The organism is Arthrobacter ginkgonis (genome assembly GCF_039540195.1).
GTDB classification, from domain to species: domain Bacteria; phylum Actinomycetota; class Actinomycetes; order Actinomycetales; family Micrococcaceae; genus Zafaria; species Zafaria ginkgonis.
Map to the genome: position 1 here is coordinate 548,405 of NZ_BAABEO010000008.1, position 17,521 is coordinate 565,925.

Sequence of the window (17,521 nt, forward strand, 5' to 3'; positions counted from 1 at the left end):
CGCGGCGCCGGATCAGAGGGCACAGTCGATGAGCAGCGGCTCGTTGTGCAGGTCGATTCCGAAGCGCTCGGTGACTCCCGCGCGCACGGCCCGGGCCACGGCGAGGATGTCCGCGGCGGTTGCTCCGCCGCGGTTGGTGATGGCCAGCGTGTGCTTGGTGGACAGGGAGGCGCGGCCCCCGGCCAGGTGTTCCCCCGCACTGCCGGGCAGGCCGTAGCCCTTGCCGAAGCCGGAACGGTCGATCAGCCAGGCGGCGGACAGCTTGACCAGCCCCTCGCCGGCCGGGTAGTTGGGGGCGTCGTCGGGCAGGGCGGCTGCCACCGCAGCGGGCACCACCGGGTTGGTGAAGAACGAGCCGGTGCTGAACGTGTCCCGATCGGCCGGGTCCAGCACCATGCCCTTGCCGGCACGGAGCCGAAGGACCTCGCGGCGCACGGCAGCGGCTTCGGCCCGCTCGCCGGGGCCGACGCCGAGGGCGCGGGCCAGTTCGGCGTAGGCGACCGGGGCGCTGAGCGTGCCGCCTTCCAGCCGGAACGTGACGGTGAGGACCACGTAGCGTGGGGAACCGTTGGTGGTGGTCCGCTTGAGGATCGAGTCCCGGTAGCCGAAGCCCAGCTCGGCGTTGGTGAAGGTCTTTACGGCCCCCGCCTCACGGTCCCAGGTGCGCACGCCCTCCAGGGTGTGGGACACGTCCGCGCCGTAGGCTCCGACGTTCTGGACGGGGGTGGCGCCGGTGGATCCGGGGATGCCGGAAAGGGCTTCGAGGCCGGAGAGCCCGTGCGCGACGGCGTGGGCCGCCACTTCGTCCCACGGATGCCCGGCCTGGACGGTGAGCAGCACGCTCCCGCCGCCGTCGTGTTCCTGGATGCCAGTGCTGGCGATACGCAGCACCGTCCCCGCGTACCCGGCGTCGGCCACGACCAGGTTGGATCCGCCGGCAACGATCAGCAGGTCGTCCCCGGCTTCGTCGGCCGCGCGCACGGCGGCAATGATCTCCGCTTCCGTGCGGGCTTCGACATAGCGGCCGGCGGGGCCGCCGACGGCAGTGGTGGTCAAGGACGAAAGCAGCTGCGAACTCACGGGTCTAAGCCTAACCGCCGAGGGACCCGCGCCGAGCGCAGCGAGGGGTGGGAGGCGGTGAGGCGCTAACCGCCGAGGGACCCGCGCCGAGCGCAGCGAGGGGTGGGAGGCGGTGAGGCGCTAACCGCCGAGGGACCCGCGCCGAGCGCAGCGAGGTGCGGGTCCCTTCAGGCCCTAACTGCCGACGTACGCCGCGAGGTGTTCGCCCGTGAGGGTGGAACGGGCCGCGACCAGGTCCGCGGGCGTGCCCTCGAAGACGATCCGGCCGCCGTCGTGCCCGGCCCCGGGGCCGATGTCGATGATCCAGTCGCCGTGCGCCATGACCGCCTGGTGGTGCTCGATCACCACCACCGACTTGCCCGAATCCACGAGGCGGTCCAGCAGCCCCAGCAGCTGCTCGACGTCGGCCAGGTGCAGGCCGGTGGTCGGCTCGTCGAGGACGTAGACGTCGCCCTTTTCGCCCATTTGGGTGGCCAGCTTGAGCCGCTGGCGCTCGCCGCCGGAGAGCGTGGTCAGCGGCTGGCCCAGGGTGAGGTAGCCGAGTCCGACGTCGGCGAGCCGAGAGAGGATCTTGTGCGCGGCCGACAGGCGCGCCTCGCCGTCGCCGAAGAACGCCTCGGCCTCGGCCACCGGCATCGCCAGCACCTCGCTGATGTCCTTGCCTCCCAGCGTGTACTCCAGCACCGAGGCGTCGAAGCGCTTGCCCTCGCACTCCTCGCACGTGGTTTCGACGGTGGCCATGACGCCCAGGTCGGTGTAGATGACGCCGGCGCCGTTGCAGGTGGGGCAGGCGCCCTCGGAGTTGGAGCTGAACAGCGCCGGCTTCACGCCGTTGGCCTTCGCGAACGCCTTGCGGATCGGCTCGAGCAGCCCCGTGTAGGTGGCCGGGTTGCTGCGCCGGGAACCCTTGATGGCTCCCTGGTCGATCACCACCACGCCCTCGCGGCCGGCAACCGAACCGTGCACCAGCGAACTCTTGCCGGAGCCGGCGACGCCGGTGACCACACACAGCACCCCCAACGGGATGTCGACGTCCACGTCCCGGAGGTTGTGCGTCGATGCTCCGCGGACCTCCAGCGCGCCCGAGGAGGAGCGCACGGACGCCTTCAGGCTGGCCCGGTCATCGAGGTGCCGGCCGGTGGTGGTGTCGCTGGTCCGCAGTCCCTCCACCGTGCCCTCGAAGCAGACGGTGCCGCCGGCGGTGCCGGCGCCCGGGCCGAGGTCCACGACGTGGTCCGCGATCGCGATCGCCTCGGGCTTGTGTTCGACGACCAGGACGGTGTTGCCCTTGTCCCGCAGCTGCAGCAGCAACTTGTTCATCCGCTCAATGTCGTGCGGGTGCAGTCCGATGGTCGGCTCGTCGAAGACATAGGTGACATCGGTGAGCGAGGATCCGAGGTGGCGGATCATCTTGGTGCGCTGGGCCTCGCCTCCGGACAGGGTGCCCGAGGACCGGTCCAGCGAGAGGTACCCCAACCCGATCTCCGCGAACGAGTCCAGGAGGTGCTGCAGGCCGGCCAGCAACGGGGCCGCCGACGGTTCGTCAACGTCCCGGAGCCACTGGGCCAGGTCGCTGATCTGCATCGCGCAGACGTCGGCGATGCTCTTTCCGTTGATCTTCGAGGACCGGGCCGCTGCGCTGAGCCGGGTGCCGCCGCACTCGGGGCAGGCGGTGAACGTGACGGCGCGTTCCACGAAGGCGCGGATGTGCGGCTGCATGGCGTCGACGTCCTTGGCCAGGAACGACTTCTGGATCTGGGGGATCAGGCCCAGGTAGGTCAGGTTGACCCCGTCGACCTTGATCTTGGTCGCCTCCTTGTGGAGCAGGTCGTCCAGTTCGGCCTTGGTGTAGTCGCGGATCGGCTTGTCGGGATCGAACCAGCCGCAACCGCGGTAGATGCGCCCGTACCAGCCCTCCATGCTGTAGCCGGGGATGGTGAGCGCGCCCTCGTTGAGCGACTTGTCCGCGTCGTACAGCACCGAAAGGTCGAAGTCGGTGACGGCGCCCCGACCCTCGCAGCGCGGACACATGCCGCCGGTGATGCTGAAGCTGCGCCGTTCCTTGACGGTCTTCCCGCCGCGCTCGAGCGTGACCGCCCCGGCCCCGCTGATGGAGGCGACGTTGAAGGAGAAGGCCTGGGGCGAGCCGACGTGCGGGGTGCCGAGCCGGCTGAAGAGGATGCGCAGCATCGCGTTCGCGTCCGTGACGGTGCCGACCGTGGAGCGTGGGTTGGCGCCCATCCGCTCCTGGTCCACGATGATCGCCGGGGTCAGCCCCTCAAGCACGTCGACCTCCGGCCGCGCCAGCGTGGGCATAAAGCCCTGGACGAAGGCGCTGTAGGTCTCGTTGATCATCCGCTGCGACTCGGCGGCGATCGTGGCGAACACCAGGGAACTCTTGCCCGAGCCGGAAACGCCGGTGAACACCGTCAGCCGGCGCTTGGGGATCTCGACGCTGATGTCCTTGAGGTTGTTCACCCGCGCACCCAGAACCCGGATCAGGTCGTGGTTGTCGGCGGCGTGCCGCGCGGGCGGCTGCGTTTCCGTCGTCGTGGCCGTGCTCATCGTGCCTCCATCCGTTGCGCAGCCGCTGTCCCGGCCGCCGTCGTCAGGGTCTATCTAACCAGCTTCGCGCAGGCCGGAAGGGGCGGCGCGGGCGTGGCGTCCGACGCCGGCGCGCCGGCCCGCGGCGGGGTCCCGGTGCCGGGACCCCGCCGCGGGCGCACGTGTCCTGGAACCGGACTGGCACCTGGGACTGATCTGGCAGCTAGAGCTGAACGAGCGCCTGCGCCTTGACGAGGACCTTCTGGCCCTCGACGGTGACGGTGAGGTCCACGCGGGCGGTGCGGGCCTCGGCGTCGAGCGCGCCGATGGTGCCCTCGATGCCGATCTCGGTGCCCGCGTAGTCGGAGGGATTGCTGCCGGCGGGGTCCTGGACCGGGACCGGCTTGGTGAAGCGGGTCTGGTAGTCGATGACCGCCGCCGGGTCCCCGGCCCAGTCGCTGACCAGCTGCACGGCCGAGCCCATGGTGAACATGCCGTGGGCGATGACGCCGGGCAGTCCGACCTCCTCGGCGAAGCGCTGGTTCCAGTGGATCGGGTTGAAGTCCCCGGAGGCCCCGGCGTAGCGGACCAGGTCGGCGCGGTTGACGCGGACGGTGGTGGCGCCGATGGACTGGCCCTTTTCGAGGGTTTCGAAGGCAATGGCGGGCATTACTGGTCCTCTCCGCGCACGAGCAGGGACGAGACGGTGGTGGCGACCCGGTCTCCGGCGGTGGTGGCGATTTCGGCGCGGGTGGTGATCATGGCGCCGCCGCCCATGGCGCGGACCTGGTCCACGTGCAGTTCGGCAACCAGTTCGTCGCCGGCAACGATCGGGCGGTGGTGGGTGAAGCGCTGGTCCGCGTGGACGACGCGGGAGAAGTCGATGCCGGACTCGGGATCCTCGATCAGCTGCGCGTCGGCGCGCTGGGCCACGATGATCGCGAAGGTCGGCGGCGCGACGACGTCGGCATGGCCGAGTTCGGCGGCGGCCGCGGGATCGTAGTGGGCCCGGTGGCTTGCCTTCACGGCGGCGGCGAACTCGCGGATCTTTTCGCGGCCGACGACGTAGGGCTCGCCGGCCGGGTACGTGCGCCCCTGGAGGGCGGGGTTGATGCTCATGGGGTCCTTTACTTGGGGCCGGGCTGGCGGCCCTGCGGTGGGTTCTGCTTGCGGTAGGCCTTCATGTCCCGGGTGCGGACCACCACGCCCACCATGTGGGTGAGCAGGCCCGCGAAGATGATCCCCACGGCGGTGTACATCAGCCCCCGGTTGCCGATGTTGGCTCCGATGAGGGCCAGCACGATGCCCAGTCCGGAAAGTGCCATCGAGGTGATGACGACCCTCTTGTACAGCGGAGAACCGGCTTCCCAGTACGTGTTGATCATGGCTCCGATTCTATCGGGGCCCGCAGCGCCCACCGGCACCGGCGCCGGAACGGCCCGCCCGGGCCGGCCACGAACCCGCAACACCTGGCTCGGCACACCTAGAACAGCGACTCCTGGACGGCCGGGGCCGCCGTCGCCTGGTTCCCGGGCCGCAGCAGTTTTCCCTTGAGCGAGGCCGCGTCCGCCACGAACGGGACCGGGCTGTCCGCCAGCCGCACCAGCAGGACCTGCCCGAGCACCGCGTCAACGGTGAACCCGTGGTCCCCCTCCCCCAGCCGTCCGGGCTTCGGGCGCCCCGGGTACGCCTGGGTCCGTCCCTCCCGCCAGGCCTGCAGCAGCGGCCGCGAAACCGCGGGCGAGGCCCATTCCTCCTCGGCCACGGTGAACGGTTCCCCTTCCGCGGCGCCGCGCCGGAAGTCGCGCAGGAAGCCGCGCACGGTGCCGGCCAGCCGCGCGTTCAGCGCGTCCGGAGCGCCGCCGTCGGCGGGCGCGGCGGCGAGGCCGGCGGCCTTCGCTGCCGCGCGCACGGCCTGCCCGATGCCCAGCCGGGCGGTGACCGCGTCCTCGAGCACGCGCACCGTGCGGCCGTCGGCGGCCAGGGCCACGTACCGGGCCGCGACCGCGCCCTGTTCGGCCAGGCGCCGCCACTTGCCAGGAGCCGCCGCGGTGCCCACCTTGGAGGCGCCGTGGGCGAAGGTGGCCACGTAGAGCCAGTGCTCCTGCGCCAGGTAGTCGCGCAGCCCGGGCGGGGCGATGCCGGAACGGTGGAAGTCGTGCATGTGGCGGGTGTCGTCGCGGGCGAAGCACGGGCCGCACTGGTGCCCGCGTTCGGCCGGGGCCCGGTCCGGGCAGGGCACGCTGGTGCGTTCGGTCCGGCTGGCCACGGTGGTGTAGCCCAGGCACCAGGTGCCGGGCAGCACCGCGAAGCCCAGGCGCGTGCCGGGGGCGAGCACGACGTCGGCCGGCGCGCCGTCAGCGGCGCGCAGGGCCAGGCGAGGGATGCCCTCGGATTCCGGCCAGGCGACCCCGTGGCAGAGCACCGGAGGGTTCTCCGGCGCCGGCTCTCCCGGGGTCACGGCTTCCCCTGGCTAGGAGAGGCCGTCGGCGACGGCCGCGGCCGCATGCAGCCAGGCGCGCCGGGTGCCCGGGCGCAGGGCCTGGTAGCGGATCTGGCCCTTCACCAGGGACGGGTCGAACGGGACGGTGACCACGGCGCGGGCCAGGCGGCGGAAGCCGGCGGCGATGCGGTCCAACTGGTCCTTGTTGCCGTTCTGCTGGTGCTGGCTGACGATCACGACGGCGTTGCGCGCCAGTTCGGCGTAGCGTCCGCCGCGGTTGGCCAGCGCCTCCAGCAGCAGGGCCGCGGCCTCGGCGTGCTCCTCCACCGTGGTGCTGGCGATCACCAACTGGTCGGTGTGGTCGATCATGCGCAGCCAGCGTTCGGCGGATTCGTCGTTGCCGGAGTCCACGATGGACAGCTGGAAGAACTTGCTCGCCGCCGCGTGCACGACGTCGAAGTCCGCGGCCGTCAGGTTCTGCTCGGAGGCCAGCAGCGTGGGGTCGGTGCGCAGGACGCTGTAGCGGTCCTCCGGCTGGTAGTGCACGTAGGCGTTGATGGCCGGGTCTCCGGCGGTGGTGCCCATGAGCTCGGGGGCGGCGTGCAGCAGGTCCAGGACGTGCGCGTCGTGGGAGGCCTTGACCGTGCGCCAGCCGAGCGTGCCGCGGGTGCCGTTGTTGTCCCAGACCAGGACCGGGTCGCCGCTGTTGCGGCCGAACACGGCGGAGAGGAGGACGGCGGTGGGGGTCTTGTTGGCCCCACCCTTGCCGTTGACCACCGAGACGGTGCGCGGGGCGGACAGGCGCTGGCCGATCGCGCGGCGCCACTGGCGCTCCTCCTTCTCCTCGGCGGAAGGCTCCACGGTGAAGCCGATGCGGGTGAGGAAGCCGCGCATGCCCCGCGTCGGCGGCAGGGTCTCGTCCTCCGGGCGCAGGAACGTCTCACGATCGGCCAACGAGTCGGCGGTTTCCTGGTCCGCCGCCGCGGGGTCCCGCTCGACGGCGGGCGCGGAGGCGGGGTTCGCGGAAGCGGGAGCCTCGACCGCGGGATGCGCCGCAGTGGGATCCTCGCAGGCTCCGTCGGAGGAAGCACGGCCTTCGGCGGGGGCGCTCTCGACCGCCTCCGCGTGCGGGCGGACGGCGAAACCCTCGTTCTCCGCGGAGGCCAGGGCGCTGTCGGGGTCGCTGTCCTCGGACTTACCGCCGTCGGGCTTGCTGCCGTTGGGCTCCGCGGCCGTGGTCCCGGCCCGCGTGTCCGCCGGCGTGTCCACCGGCCCGATCACGGGGAAAAGAGGCGCGAGCTCGGCCACGTCGTCGAACTCGTCGCGTTCCGGAAGCGCCACCCCCGGCCAGTCCCGCTCCGCCTGAAGGGTCGCCTGCGCCCCCTGGCTGCGCTGTGCCCCCTGGCTGCGCTGTGCACCTTCGCTTCGCGGCTGGTCCCCCTCGCTGCGGGACTGCTCCTCGGCGAGCCGCGCCCTGCGAAGTGCTGCCCTGGTCGGAAATTCCTGAGTCGGTTCCCCGGCTGCCATTCCCTGATTCCTCTCACCCGTTGTGGACACGTCGTGCGGCCGCCCGGATCGAATGGGGCGCGTCCGCCCGGGTCGGATAGGGCGCGGACGTGCCGTGGAGCGCTGCCCCTGCGTCGAATTCGGTCCCATTCTCTCATTAGTGCCCGGCAAAGGGACTCCGGTCCGGGGGCCGCGGCGCGTCGAACCGGTTCCGGCCCGCCCCGAGGGCTGCAGCAAAACACTACGTCAGACCCCGGAAAGGAGAAAGGCCCCCACCTCGTCGGCGCTGGGGCCGCCGAATCCGCGGCGTCGCGCACATCACGGGGCGCGCAAGGGCCCGCCCGGGGCCGGACGCTTCCTTGCCGGGCCTTGCGACAACGAAGCCCCGGCCCTGAAACAGGGCCGGGGCTTCGATCGGTAGCGGTGCCGGGACTCGATCCCGGGACCTCACGATTATGAGTCGTGCGCTCTAACCAGCTGAGCTACACCGCCACGAATGGAAAGGCCCGCGCCTGCGCCTGACGGACACTGACGCGGACTCCGCCATTCAGAGCCCCCCACGGGAATCGATCCCGTGACCTCAGTCTTACCAAGACTGCGCTCTACCACTGAGCTAGGGGGGCAACGAGGAAATACTCTACCAGCGCCCTGCCCTGAAGGCGAAATCGGGCCTGGAAGCGAAATCGGGCCCGGCGGCGATATGGGGCCCGCACCGAACCCGGGCCGGTACGGCATCTTGCGGAAACGAAAAGATCCCCGCTTCCTGTGGGAAGTCGGGGATCCGTCGGTAGCGGTGCCGGGACTCGATCCCGGGACCTCACGATTATGAGTCGTGCGCTCTAACCAGCTGAGCTACACCGCCACGAATGGAAAGGCCCACGTCTGCGTCTCTTGGACACAGACGCGGGCTCCGCCATTCAGAGCCCCCCACGGGAATCGATCCCGTGACCTCAGTCTTACCAAGACTGCGCTCTACCACTGAGCTAGGGGGGCAACGAGGAAATACATTACCCGAGGTGGGGGGCACTGTCCAATCGAGCGGGGCCTTTATGACGGAACACACACGAGGGCGTCCGAAAGGCCCGCCGGCAGGCAAAAGGACGGCCCGGACACGTGGTGTCCGGGCCGTCCTCCAAGGGTCCAGCAACGTCTCCCGCGGGCGTTTAGGCCCGCGGTGCGTCAGTAGCGGTTGCGACCGCCGCCGCGCGGCTTGCGGGGTCCCCCGAAGCGCTCGCCACGGTCCTCGCCGCCACGGTAGCCCCCGCGGTCCTCGCGGTCGTACCCGCCGCCTTCGCCTTCACGGCGGGGCTTGCGGAAGCCGCCGCGGTCTCCGCCACGGTAGCCGCCGCCCTCGTAGCCACCCTCGCCGCGCGGCTTGCGGCCGGAGTCCAGCTCGAGGTTGATCAGCTCGCCGCCGATGCGGGTGCGGGACAGGGCGCGCAGCTGGTCCTGGGACAGGTCCGCCGGCAGTTCGACCAGGGTGTGGTCGCTGCGGATGTCGATGCCGCCGATCTGGGCCGAGGACAGGCCACCCTCGTTGGCCAAGGCGCCGACGATCGAGCCGGGCATCACGCGCTGGCGGCGCCCCACCGCGAGGCGGTAGGTGGCGTTGCCTTCGGTCAGCGGACGGGACGGTCCGCGCGAGCCGAAGCCGTCGCGGGCACCCTTGGCCATGCGGGCCTGCTTGGCCGGCGGCACCGGCATCTCTTCCATCAGCAGCGGACGTCCACCCTGGGCCATGTGGGCCAGGGCGGCGGCGATCTCCACCTCGTTGAGGTCCTCGTGGTCCGCCGCGTACTTCTCCACCAGCCCGCGGAAGACCGTGAGGTCCTGCGAGGAGATGGTTTCGGTGATCCGCTCGGCGAACTTGGCCAGGCGCTTGTCGTTGACGATCTCCACGCTCGGCAGGTGCATCAGCTCCACCTCCTGGCGCGTGGTCTTCTCGATGGCCCGGAGCAGGTACTTCTCGCGCGGGGTCATAAAGAGGATGGCGTCGCCCTTGCGGCCGGCACGGCCGGTGCGGCCGATGCGGTGCACGTAGGACTCGGTGTCGTTCGGGATGTCGTAGTTAATGACGTGGCTGATGCGCTCCACGTCCAGGCCACGGGCCGCAACATCGGTGGCGACCAGGATGTCGATCTTGCCGTCGCGCAGGTTCTCCACCGTGCGTTCGCGCTGCTGCTGCGGGATGTCGCCGTTGATGGCCGCCGCGGTGTAGCCGCGCGCCTTGAGCTTGTCGGCGAGGTCCTCGGTGGCCATCTTGGTGCGCACGAAGGCGATGACGCCGTCGAACTCCTCGGCCTCCAGGATGCGGGTCATGGCATCGAGCTTGTGCGGGCCCATGACCTGCACGTAGCGCTGGCGGATGTTGGTGCCGGTGGTGGTCTGGGACTTGACCGTCACCTCCTGCGGGTTGCGCAGGTACTGCTTGGAGATGCGGCGGATGGAGGACGGCATGGTCGCGGAGAACAGGACCACCTGCTTGTCCTCGGGGGTGGCCTCGAGGATCTTGTCCACCTCTTCGGCAAAGCCCATGCGCAGCATCTCGTCCGCCTCGTCCAGCACCACGTACTGGAGGTCGGAGAGGTCCATCGAGCCCTTGTTGATGTGGTCGATCACGCGACCCGGGGTGCCGACGACCACCTGGGCGCCGCGGCGCAGGCCGGCCAGCTGCGGGCCGTAGGCGGAGCCGCCGTACACGGGCAGGACGGTGAAGTTGTCCAGGTACTTGGCGTAGGAGTTGAAGGCCTCCGCGACCTGCAGCGCCAGTTCGCGGGTCGGGGCGAGAACCAGCACCTGCGGGCTGCTGGCGGGGCCGTTCAGGTCGGCGAGCTCGGCCAGGCGGGACAGCGCCGGGATCGCGAACGCGGCGGTCTTGCCGGTGCCGGTCTGGGCGACGCCGACGACGTCGCGGCCCTCAAGCAGCAGCGGGATGGTAGCGGCCTGGATCGGGGACGGCTTCTCGTAGCCGAGGTCGACCACCGCGGAGAGGATGCGGCCGTCAATGCCGAGGTCGGCGAACATGACCTCGTCGGTGGCCCGCTCTGCGGCGTTCGGGGTTTCGGCGGTCTGGTTTTCGGGCATGTCTGTAGACACTGAGATTTACCTCATTCATAGGGGCGGTCCAGCCACTCGGTAGGAGCGGCAACCGCGGCACATACGGACTCAATCACTGATTGGTCCGGCGCTCCCCTATGAACTACTGACCGCTGATTGCGCGGTGGAACACACGTGGAGCTCCCGCCTCAAAAATTGGGCGGAATGCGAGGGAAGCCGGATGCAGTGAACACTTAATTCTACAGGACCGGCAGCCGCCCGGCGACGCCGGGGCTGTGGGATCCCGCACACGCCCCGCGTCAGAGGTAGCGCAGCACCTTCGGGGGCAGGTCCCACTCGCCGGATTCGAGGCCGGCGCGCAGCCGGTCCGCCTGCGCCTGGTCCAGGCCGCGGAAGACGTCGCGCACGCTCACTCCGTGGGCGGGGCGGTGCACGACGACGACGGGGTCGCCGGCGCGGACGGACCCCTTGCGCACCACCCTGAAGTAGCAGCCGGTGTCCCCGCGTTCGGCGAAGCGGGCCACCCAGTCGTTCTCGCCCATGGCGCGGGCGAAGGTGGAGCAGGGCACGCGCGGCAGGGTCGCCTCGAGGACGACGTCCCGGCCGATCCGCCACCGCTCCCCGACGATCGCATCGGAGACGTTGATCCCGCGGATGCGCAGGTTTTCGCCGAACAGGCCCGGCGGGATGTCCCGCCCCAGTTCGGCGGCCCAGCGCGCGGCGTCCTCTTCCGCGTAGGCGTAGACGGCCTGCTCCTCGCCGCCGTGGTGGGCCCTGTCCGCCTGGACGTCGGCGTAGACGCCCAGCGGGCCGACCTTGACCGCGCCCTCGGCCGGGCGCTTGTCGATGGCGGTCACCCCAACGGGCCCGGAATCCGGGCGCAGGGCATGGACGCGGCAAACGGCAACGAGTTCGCCGGTGGCGGTGCCGGGTACGGGATCGGAGGGTATCGCAGGGGCCATGCCACCAGCCTATAGGCTCGGGGCATGAAGGATTTCCCGGGAACCCTGCGGACCGCCGTGTGGTGGTGGTCGGTGTCGGCCGCGGCCCTGCTGGCCATGGCCATCGCCACGTTCGCCAACGCGCAGGCGGAGAACGCCACCGGCCCGGCCGGGCTCGTCACCCTTTCCCTGTTCCTGCTGGTCCTGGGGCTGGTGGTCGGCTACGGCGCCTGGCAGCTGTTCCGCGGCCGGCTCGCCGGGCGCGGCCTGCTGACCACCTTCGGGCTCATCGCGGGGCTGCCGCTGCTCTTCCGCGGACCCCGGCTGGGCGCCATGGCCGTGGCGCTGCTGGCCGGCGTCGTCCTGCTGTGGCTGCCGCCGAGCCTGCGCCACTTCAAGGCCCAGGCCGCCGCCGCCCGCGCCCAGCGCAACGCCGCACGCAAGGCCGCCGGCGCGGCCCGCCGCTAGCCCCCACCCCGGCGGACGCGGGGTCAATTGCCCGCGGAAGCACCCACGGCCGGTGGCATGAGGGGAGAAAGCGACTCCAACAGGCCGACGATGGGGGCCAGCTCCGGCGTCGCCCGGGCCGCCTCCAGCGCATCGGCGAGCGTCGCGTCGTGCACGGGCCGCGTGGCCTCCAGCAGCCTGCGCCCCTCCGGCGTGAGCTCCGTGTAGACGCCGCGCCGGTCGTCCAGGCACAGGATGCGCGTCAGGAGGGCGCGGTCCTCCAGCCGGTTCACCAGGCGCGTCGTGGCGCTGCTGCTCAGCGCGGCGGCGCGGGCCAGCTGCTGCATGCGCATGTGCCATCCGTCCTGCCGGCTCAGGGCGTCCAGCACCGTGTACTCGACGACGGACAGCTTGGCCTCGGCCTGCAGCGCGCGCTCCAGCTCGGCTTCGATCAGGCCGTGGAGGGCTGCCAGCGTGCGCCAGCCCTGGGCCCGCACTTCGACGGCGTCGTCCCTGATTCCCATGTGGCGTTCCTCTCGATCCTGTCCGGGCGCCGTCGACGCGCTTGTGCGAATACAACGCGCGTGCAACTATTTACCTAGCGTCTGCAACTAAGTGCGTCTGCAACTACCAGCGTTTGCACTTTCATCAAGTATACGAAGGAACGAGTTAGCATGCCTATCGGACTCTTGGCCCTGGCCCTTGGCGGCTTCGGGATCGGACTCACCGAGTTCGTCATCGCCGGCCTCTTGCCGGAGGTCGCCACCGACTTGCGCGTCGACGAGGCGGCCGCCGGATGGCTGATCTCCGGCTACGCGCTCGGCGTGGCTGCCGGCGCCGTCGCGCTGACCGCCGCCGTCATCCGCCAGCCGCGCAAGCGCGTGCTGCTGGGACTCATGGTGCTGTTCATCGCCGGAAACCTGGTCTCCGCGATGGCGCCCGACTACCGGCTCATGCTGATCGGACGCATCATCGCGTCCCTGTGCCACGGAGCCTTCTTCGGCATCGGGGCCGTCGTGGCCGCGGACATGGTGGCGAAGGACAGGCGCTCCGCCGCCATCGCGGTGATGTTCACCGGCCTCACCCTCGCCAACGTCCTCGGTGTTCCGTTCGGAACCTTCGTGGGCCAGGCCTTCGGATGGCGGGCCACGTTCTGGGCCATCACCGCCATCGGCGTCATCGCCTTCGCCGGCATTGCCACCCTGGTGCCGGCATCGGCCAACGGCGCCGGCACGGCGTCGCTGCGCGGGGAACTGCGGGCCTTCCGCTCCGGCCAGGTCTGGCTCTCGCTCCTGGTGACCATCCTCGGCTTCGGCGGCATGTTCGGCGCCTTCACCTACATCGCCTACACGCTGACGGAGGTGGGCGGTTTCCCGGCCGGGGCCGTTCCGTGGCTGCTGGTGCTGTTCGGCGCCGGCCTGTTCGCCGGCAACATCGCCGGGGGCAAGGCGGCGGACCGGGGGCTCGACGCGACACTGCTGGCCGTGCTCGCCGGGCTGGCGATCGTGCTGGCGGCCTTTGCCCTGCTCGCCGGCAGCCAGCCCGCCACCCTCCTGCTGCTGGTCCTCATGGGCGGATTCGGCTTCGCCACCGTCCCCGGACTGCAGACCCGCATCATGGCCTACGCGCCGAATGCCGCGACGCTCGCCTCCAGCGCCAACATCGCGGCGTTCAACGTCGGCAACGCGCTCGGTGCCTGGATCGGCGGCACCGCCATCGCCGCGGGGCTTGGCTACACCTCGCCACTGTGGGCCGGATCGGGACTGACCGTCGTCGCGCTGGCCGTGATGGCCGCGGCCGCCGTCTCCGCCACCCGCTCACGCCGCCGGGACGTCCCCGCGGACGCCGTGCCGGTCGGCGCCCCCTCCGCCTGACCCAATACCACCACTACCCAACACCCCATATCCCACCAAGGAGCCGTTATGCCCGTCATCGCCCCGAACACCATCACCCTGAACAATGGCATCGAGATGCCCCGGCTCGGCTTCGGCGTCTTCCAGGTGCCCGACGCCGAAACCACCGAGGCCGTCGCCTCGGCCCTGGACGCCGGATACCGCAGCATCGACACCGCCGCCATCTACGGAAACGAAGCCGGCGTCGGCCGGGCCATCGCCGAGTCCGGGATCGCCCGCGACGAACTCTTCGTCACCACCAAGCTGTGGAACACCGACCAGGGGTTCGACGCCGCCCTCGCGGCCTACGATGCCAGCCTCGCCAAGCTGGGCCTGGACTACGCCGACCTGTACCTGATCCACTGGCCGGCCCCGGCGCTGGGCCTCTACAAGGACACGTGGCGGGCCCTGGAGCGCCTGCTCGAGGAGGGCCGCGTCCGGGCGATCGGCGTTTCCAACTTCGAGCCGGAGCACTTGGAGGACCTGGCCGCCACGGCCGACGTCGTTCCCGCCGTCAATCAGATCGAGCTGCACCCGGCGCTCCAGCAGAGCCAGGCGCGCGCGGCCAACGCCGGACGCGGCATCGCCACCCAGGCCTGGAGCCCGCTGGCGCAAGGGGGCGTGCTGGACGATCCCGCGATTGCCGCAATCGCCGCCCGGCACGGCCGCACCCCCGCGCAGGTGGTCCTGCGCTGGCACCTCCAGCAGGACCGCATCGTGATCCCCAAGTCGGTCACGCCGTCGCGCATCCGGGAAAACCTCGACGTCTTCGGCTTCGAGCTGGACCCGGGGGAACTTTCGGCCATCGACGCGCTGGACCGCGGCGGACGGACGGGACCGGCCCCCCGCACGTTCAACGGCTGACCGGACGCGGCCCGCGACAGGGCCCGACGAAAGGACACCGGCGAATGGACGCCGGCAAGACGGAGGGTCCCCGGCACGAATGCCGGGGACCCTCCGTCGGTGTGTGCGCCGTGGCCGCTGGGCCTACAGCGCCGCGAACGCCTGCTCGAGGTCCGCGATGATGTCCTCCACGTCCTCGATGCCCACCGAGAAGCGCAGCAGGTTGACCGGGACGGCCAGCTCAGTGCCCTTCACGGACGCGTGGGTCATCTCCGAGGGGTAGTTCACCAGCGATTCGATGCCGCCGAGGGACTCCGCCAGGGTGAAGACCGTCGTGGACTCGGCGATCTTGCGGGCCGCGGCCTCGCCGCCGGCGAACTGCACGGACACCATGCCGCCGAAACCGCTCATCTGGCTCTTGGCCAGCTCGTGTCCCGGGTGCTCCGGCAGGCCCGGATAAAGGACCTTCTCCACCTCCGGGCGTCCGGTGAGCCATTCGGCCACGGCCTGCGCGTTGGCGGAGTGCTTCGCCATGCGCACGCCCAGGGTCTTCAGCCCGCGGGTGGTCAGGAACGCGTCCATCGGGCCGGACACGGCGCCGACGGCAAACTGCACGAATCCGATCTTTTCCGCCAGCTCGGCGTCGTTGACCACGATGGCGCCGCCGACGACGTCCGAGTGGCCGCCGATGTACTTGGTGGTGGAGTGGACCACGACGTCGGCGCCCAGGGACAGCGGCTGCTGCAGCGCCGGGGAGGCGAAGGTGTTGTCCACGACCAGCAGGGCGCCGGCCTCGTGGGCGATCTCGGCCAGGGCCGCGATGTCGGAGATCTTCATCAGCGGGTTGGAGGGGGTCTCCACCCACAGCAGCCGCGTCTGGTTCGCCGCGACGGCCGCGCGGACGGCGTCGTGGTCGGACATGTCCACGGGCGTGTTGCCGATGCCCCACGGGCCCAGGACCCGGCTGATCAGCCGGTAGGTGCCGCCGTAGGCGTCGTTGCCGAGGACGATGTGGTCGCCCGGACGGGCCACCGCCCGGATCAGGGAGTCCTCGGCGGCCAGGCCGGAGCCGAACGAGTAGGCGTGGGCGCCGCCCTCGACGGCGGCGAGCTGCTCCTGCAGCGAGTCGCGGGTGGGGTTGCCGCCGCGGCCGTACTCGTAGCCGTCACGCAGCCCACCGATCCCGTCCTGGGCGTAGGTGGAGCTGAAATGCAGCGGCGGGACAACGGCCCCGGTGCGCGGCTCGAAGGCCTGTCCTGCATGGATGGCGCGGGTGTTGAACCCGGGGTTCTCGGTGCTCATCACGTTCCTTAGTTGGTGAGGTAGGTCAGCAGGTCGTGGCGGGTCAGGACGCCGACGGGTTCGCCGCCGCGGGTGACCAGCAGCGCGTCGGCCTCCTGCAGCTTGCGTCGGGCCACGGAAATGGTCTCCAGCGCGCCGATCAGCGGCAGGACCGGGCCCACCTGGGCGCTGACCGGGTCGGTCAGCGACACCTCGCCCTTGAACAGGGCCGAGGTGAGGGTGCGTTCGTCCACGGTGCCGAGGACCTCGCCCATGCGGACCGGGGGCTCCTGGGAAAGCACCGGGAGGGAATCGACGCCGTATTCCTGCATCAGGGCGACCGCGTCGCGGATCGATTCGTTCGGGTGGGTGTGCACCAGCGCAGGGAGGGCGGAGGACTTGGCAGAGAGCACCTGCTCGACCGTTGCCTCCTCGCCGCCGGCCAGGAAGCCGTAGCTCCTCATCCAACTGTCGTTGAAGATCTTCGCCAGGTATCCGCGCCCGCCGTCGGGCAGGATGACCACGACGACGGCATCCTCGGGCAGGTCCTTGGCCGCGCGCAGCGCTGCGACGACAGCCATGCCGGAGGAGCCGCCCACGAGCAGGCCCTCCTCGCGGGCCAGCCGGCGGGTCATCGCGAACGCGTCGGCGTCGGTGACCGCCAGGACCTCGTCCGGCACGGACGGGTCGTAGTTGGCCGGCCACATGTCCTCGCCGACGCCCTCGACGAAGTACGGGCGGCCGGTGCCGCCGGAGTAGACGGAGCCGGCCGGGTCCGCGCCGATGATGCGCACGGGGCCGGAGGCGCGGTCTTTGGAGACATCCTTGAGGTAGCGCCCGGTGCCGGTGATGGTGCCGCCGGTTCCGGCGCCGATGACCACGTGGGTCACCGTGCCGTCGGTGTCCTCCCAGATCTCCGGGCCGGTGGACTCGTAGTGGCTCGCCGGGGCGGCCGGGTTGGAGAACTGGTCAGGCTTGTAGGCGCCGGGGATCTCGGTGACCAGGCGGTCGGAGACGCCGTAGTAGGACTCGGGGCTATCCGGGGCGACGGCGGTGGGGGTGACCACCACGTCGGCACCGTAGGCGCGCAGCACGTCGCGCTTCTCCTCGCCCACCTTGTCCGGGGTGACGAAGATCGTCTTGTAGCCCTTGAGCTGGCCGACCAGGGCCAGGCCGACGCCGGTGTTGCCGGAGGTCGGCTCGACGATCGTGCCCCCGGGCTTGAGCTCCCCGGACGCCTCGGCGTTCTCCACCATCTTCAGCGCGATGCGGTCCTTGATGGACCCGCCCGGATTCAGGTACTCGAGCTTCGCCAGGACGGTGGCGCTCACCCCCTCGGTGACCCTGTTGAGTTTCACCAGGGGCGTGTGGCCGATCAGGTCCAAAACGGAATTGGCGTATTTCATACGCCCGACTCTACCGGCGCCCGGTCCGGCGACGCAGCGCAAATTACGCCGCGGGAAACACGGCGCCGCCCGCCGGCACGG

The 17,521-nt window shown here is 70.9% G+C and carries 15 protein-coding genes and 4 tRNA genes; 3 read left to right on the forward strand and 16 right to left on the reverse strand.

Translation table 11 applies throughout. The features are described from left to right. Nucleotides 1-12: 12 nt before the first annotated feature. From ABD912_RS05130 to ABD912_RS05190, 13 genes are all read right to left on the reverse strand, one after another. The gene (locus ABD912_RS05130; protein WP_345148963.1) at nt 13-1,080 is read right to left on the reverse strand and encodes a UDP-N-acetylmuramate dehydrogenase; all 1,068 of its coding nucleotides are present in this window, start codon (nt 1,078-1,080) and stop codon (nt 13-15) included. Between the two features lie 174 nt (nt 1,081-1,254). After that, nucleotides 1,255-3,645, reverse strand: coding sequence for an excinuclease ABC subunit UvrA (locus tag ABD912_RS05135; protein ID WP_345148965.1), 2,391 nt, complete (start codon nt 3,643-3,645; stop codon nt 1,255-1,257). A 202-nt stretch (nt 3,646-3,847) separates the two neighbouring features. After that, nucleotides 3,848-4,294, reverse strand: coding sequence for a MaoC family dehydratase (locus ABD912_RS05140; RefSeq protein ID WP_345148967.1), 447 nt, complete (start codon nt 4,292-4,294; stop codon nt 3,848-3,850). Continuing rightward, the gene (locus tag ABD912_RS05145; RefSeq protein ID WP_345148969.1) at nt 4,294-4,743 is read right to left on the reverse strand and encodes an FAS1-like dehydratase domain-containing protein; all 450 of its coding nucleotides are present in this window, start codon (nt 4,741-4,743) and stop codon (nt 4,294-4,296) included. Before ABD912_RS05145 ends, ABD912_RS05140 begins: the two co-directional genes overlap by 1 nt. Nucleotides 4,744-4,751: 8 nt before the next feature. Beyond that, complete coding sequence (locus ABD912_RS05150) at nt 4,752-5,009, reverse strand: hypothetical protein (protein WP_345148971.1); 258 nt, start codon at nt 5,007-5,009, stop codon at nt 4,752-4,754. Nucleotides 5,010-5,107: 98 nt separating this feature from the next. Further along, a complete protein-coding gene (locus ABD912_RS05155; RefSeq protein WP_345148973.1) occupies nt 5,108-6,085 on the reverse strand; it encodes a DUF2797 domain-containing protein in 978 nt (325 codons plus the stop codon). 12 nt (nt 6,086-6,097) lie between these two features. Then, complete coding sequence (locus ABD912_RS05160) at nt 6,098-7,594, reverse strand: MinD/ParA family ATP-binding protein (RefSeq protein WP_345148975.1); 1,497 nt, start codon at nt 7,592-7,594, stop codon at nt 6,098-6,100. A gap of 397 nt (nt 7,595-7,991) precedes the next feature. After that, a tRNA-Met gene (locus ABD912_RS05165) sits at nt 7,992-8,065 on the reverse strand. 59 nt (nt 8,066-8,124) lie between these two features. Beyond that, nucleotides 8,125-8,196 (reverse strand) — tRNA-Thr (locus tag ABD912_RS05170). Nucleotides 8,197-8,361: 165 nt separating this feature from the next. Continuing rightward, nucleotides 8,362-8,435: transfer RNA gene (locus ABD912_RS05175), tRNA-Met, on the reverse strand. A gap of 59 nt (nt 8,436-8,494) precedes the next feature. Beyond that, a tRNA-Thr gene (locus tag ABD912_RS05180) sits at nt 8,495-8,566 on the reverse strand. Between the two features lie 186 nt (nt 8,567-8,752). Continuing rightward, on the reverse strand, nt 8,753-10,657 hold the full coding sequence (locus ABD912_RS05185) for a DEAD/DEAH box helicase (RefSeq protein WP_425548019.1): 1,905 nt from the start codon (nt 10,655-10,657) through the stop codon (nt 8,753-8,755). Nucleotides 10,658-10,929: 272 nt separating this feature from the next. Beyond that, nucleotides 10,930-11,592, reverse strand: a complete 663-nt coding sequence (locus ABD912_RS05190; RefSeq protein WP_345148978.1) for an MOSC domain-containing protein — start codon at nt 11,590-11,592, stop codon at nt 10,930-10,932. 24 nt (nt 11,593-11,616) lie between these two features. On the opposite strand from ABD912_RS05190, the gene ABD912_RS05195 reads away from it, so the two are divergent. Beyond that, nucleotides 11,617-12,039: a hypothetical protein gene (locus tag ABD912_RS05195; protein WP_345148981.1), complete on the forward strand. Its 423-nt coding sequence runs from the start codon at nt 11,617-11,619 to the stop codon at nt 12,037-12,039. A 23-nt stretch (nt 12,040-12,062) separates the two neighbouring features. On the opposite strand, the gene ABD912_RS05200 is transcribed toward ABD912_RS05195, so the two are convergent. Beyond that, nucleotides 12,063-12,542 carry a MarR family winged helix-turn-helix transcriptional regulator gene (locus tag ABD912_RS05200; protein ID WP_345148983.1) on the reverse strand — a complete coding sequence of 160 codons (480 nt, stop codon included), beginning with the start codon at nt 12,540-12,542 and terminating at the stop codon, nt 12,063-12,065. Nucleotides 12,543-12,692: 150 nt separating this feature from the next. Between ABD912_RS05200 and ABD912_RS05205 the strand changes: the two genes are divergently transcribed. Beyond that, nucleotides 12,693-13,892 (forward strand): MFS transporter, encoded by a 1,200-nt coding sequence (locus tag ABD912_RS05205; RefSeq protein WP_345148985.1) that lies wholly within the window; start codon nt 12,693-12,695, stop codon nt 13,890-13,892. Nucleotides 13,893-13,940: 48 nt separating this feature from the next. After that, the gene (locus ABD912_RS05210; RefSeq protein WP_345148986.1) at nt 13,941-14,774 is read left to right on the forward strand and encodes an aldo/keto reductase; all 834 of its coding nucleotides are present in this window, start codon (nt 13,941-13,943) and stop codon (nt 14,772-14,774) included. 123 nt (nt 14,775-14,897) lie between these two features. Here the strand turns inward: ABD912_RS05210 and ABD912_RS05215 are convergent, their stop codons facing one another. Both ABD912_RS05215 and ABD912_RS05220 read right to left on the reverse strand, forming a co-directional pair. Beyond that, complete coding sequence (locus tag ABD912_RS05215) at nt 14,898-16,055, reverse strand: cystathionine gamma-synthase (protein WP_425548020.1); 1,158 nt, start codon at nt 16,053-16,055, stop codon at nt 14,898-14,900. Between the two features lie 8 nt (nt 16,056-16,063). Continuing rightward, complete coding sequence (locus ABD912_RS05220) at nt 16,064-17,440, reverse strand: cystathionine beta-synthase (RefSeq protein ID WP_345148988.1); 1,377 nt, start codon at nt 17,438-17,440, stop codon at nt 16,064-16,066. Between the last annotated feature and the right edge of the window lie 81 nt (nt 17,441-17,521).

Excerpts from the sequence above, each read along its gene's own strand:
- ABD912_RS05185 (WP_425548019.1), bottom strand. The coding sequence starts at position 10,657 with ATGCCCGAAAACCAGACCGCCGAAACCCCGAACGCCGCAGAGCGGGCC.
- ABD912_RS05195 (WP_345148981.1), top strand. The coding sequence starts at position 11,617 with ATGAAGGATTTCCCGGGAACCCTGCGGACCGCCGTGTGGTGGTGGTCG.
- ABD912_RS05160 (WP_345148975.1), bottom strand. The coding sequence starts at position 7,594 with ATGGCAGCCGGGGAACCGACTCAGGAATTTCCGACCAGGGCAGCACTT.
- ABD912_RS05135 (WP_345148965.1), bottom strand. The coding sequence starts at position 3,645 with ATGAGCACGGCCACGACGACGGAAACGCAGCCGCCCGCGCGGCACGCC.
- ABD912_RS05215 (WP_425548020.1), bottom strand. The coding sequence starts at position 16,055 with ATGAGCACCGAGAACCCCGGGTTCAACACCCGCGCCATCCATGCAGGA.
- ABD912_RS05200 (WP_345148983.1), bottom strand. The coding sequence starts at position 12,542 with ATGGGAATCAGGGACGACGCCGTCGAAGTGCGGGCCCAGGGCTGGCGC.
- ABD912_RS05150 (WP_345148971.1), bottom strand. The coding sequence starts at position 5,009 with ATGATCAACACGTACTGGGAAGCCGGTTCTCCGCTGTACAAGAGGGTC.
- ABD912_RS05210 (WP_345148986.1), top strand. The coding sequence starts at position 13,941 with ATGCCCGTCATCGCCCCGAACACCATCACCCTGAACAATGGCATCGAG.
- ABD912_RS05205 (WP_345148985.1), top strand. The coding sequence starts at position 12,693 with ATGCCTATCGGACTCTTGGCCCTGGCCCTTGGCGGCTTCGGGATCGGA.
- ABD912_RS05190 (WP_345148978.1), bottom strand. The coding sequence starts at position 11,592 with ATGGCCCCTGCGATACCCTCCGATCCCGTACCCGGCACCGCCACCGGC.
- ABD912_RS05220 (WP_345148988.1), bottom strand. The coding sequence starts at position 17,440 with ATGAAATACGCCAATTCCGTTTTGGACCTGATCGGCCACACGCCCCTG.
- ABD912_RS05145 (WP_345148969.1), bottom strand. The coding sequence starts at position 4,743 with ATGAGCATCAACCCCGCCCTCCAGGGGCGCACGTACCCGGCCGGCGAG.
- ABD912_RS05140 (WP_345148967.1), bottom strand. The coding sequence starts at position 4,294 with ATGCCCGCCATTGCCTTCGAAACCCTCGAAAAGGGCCAGTCCATCGGC.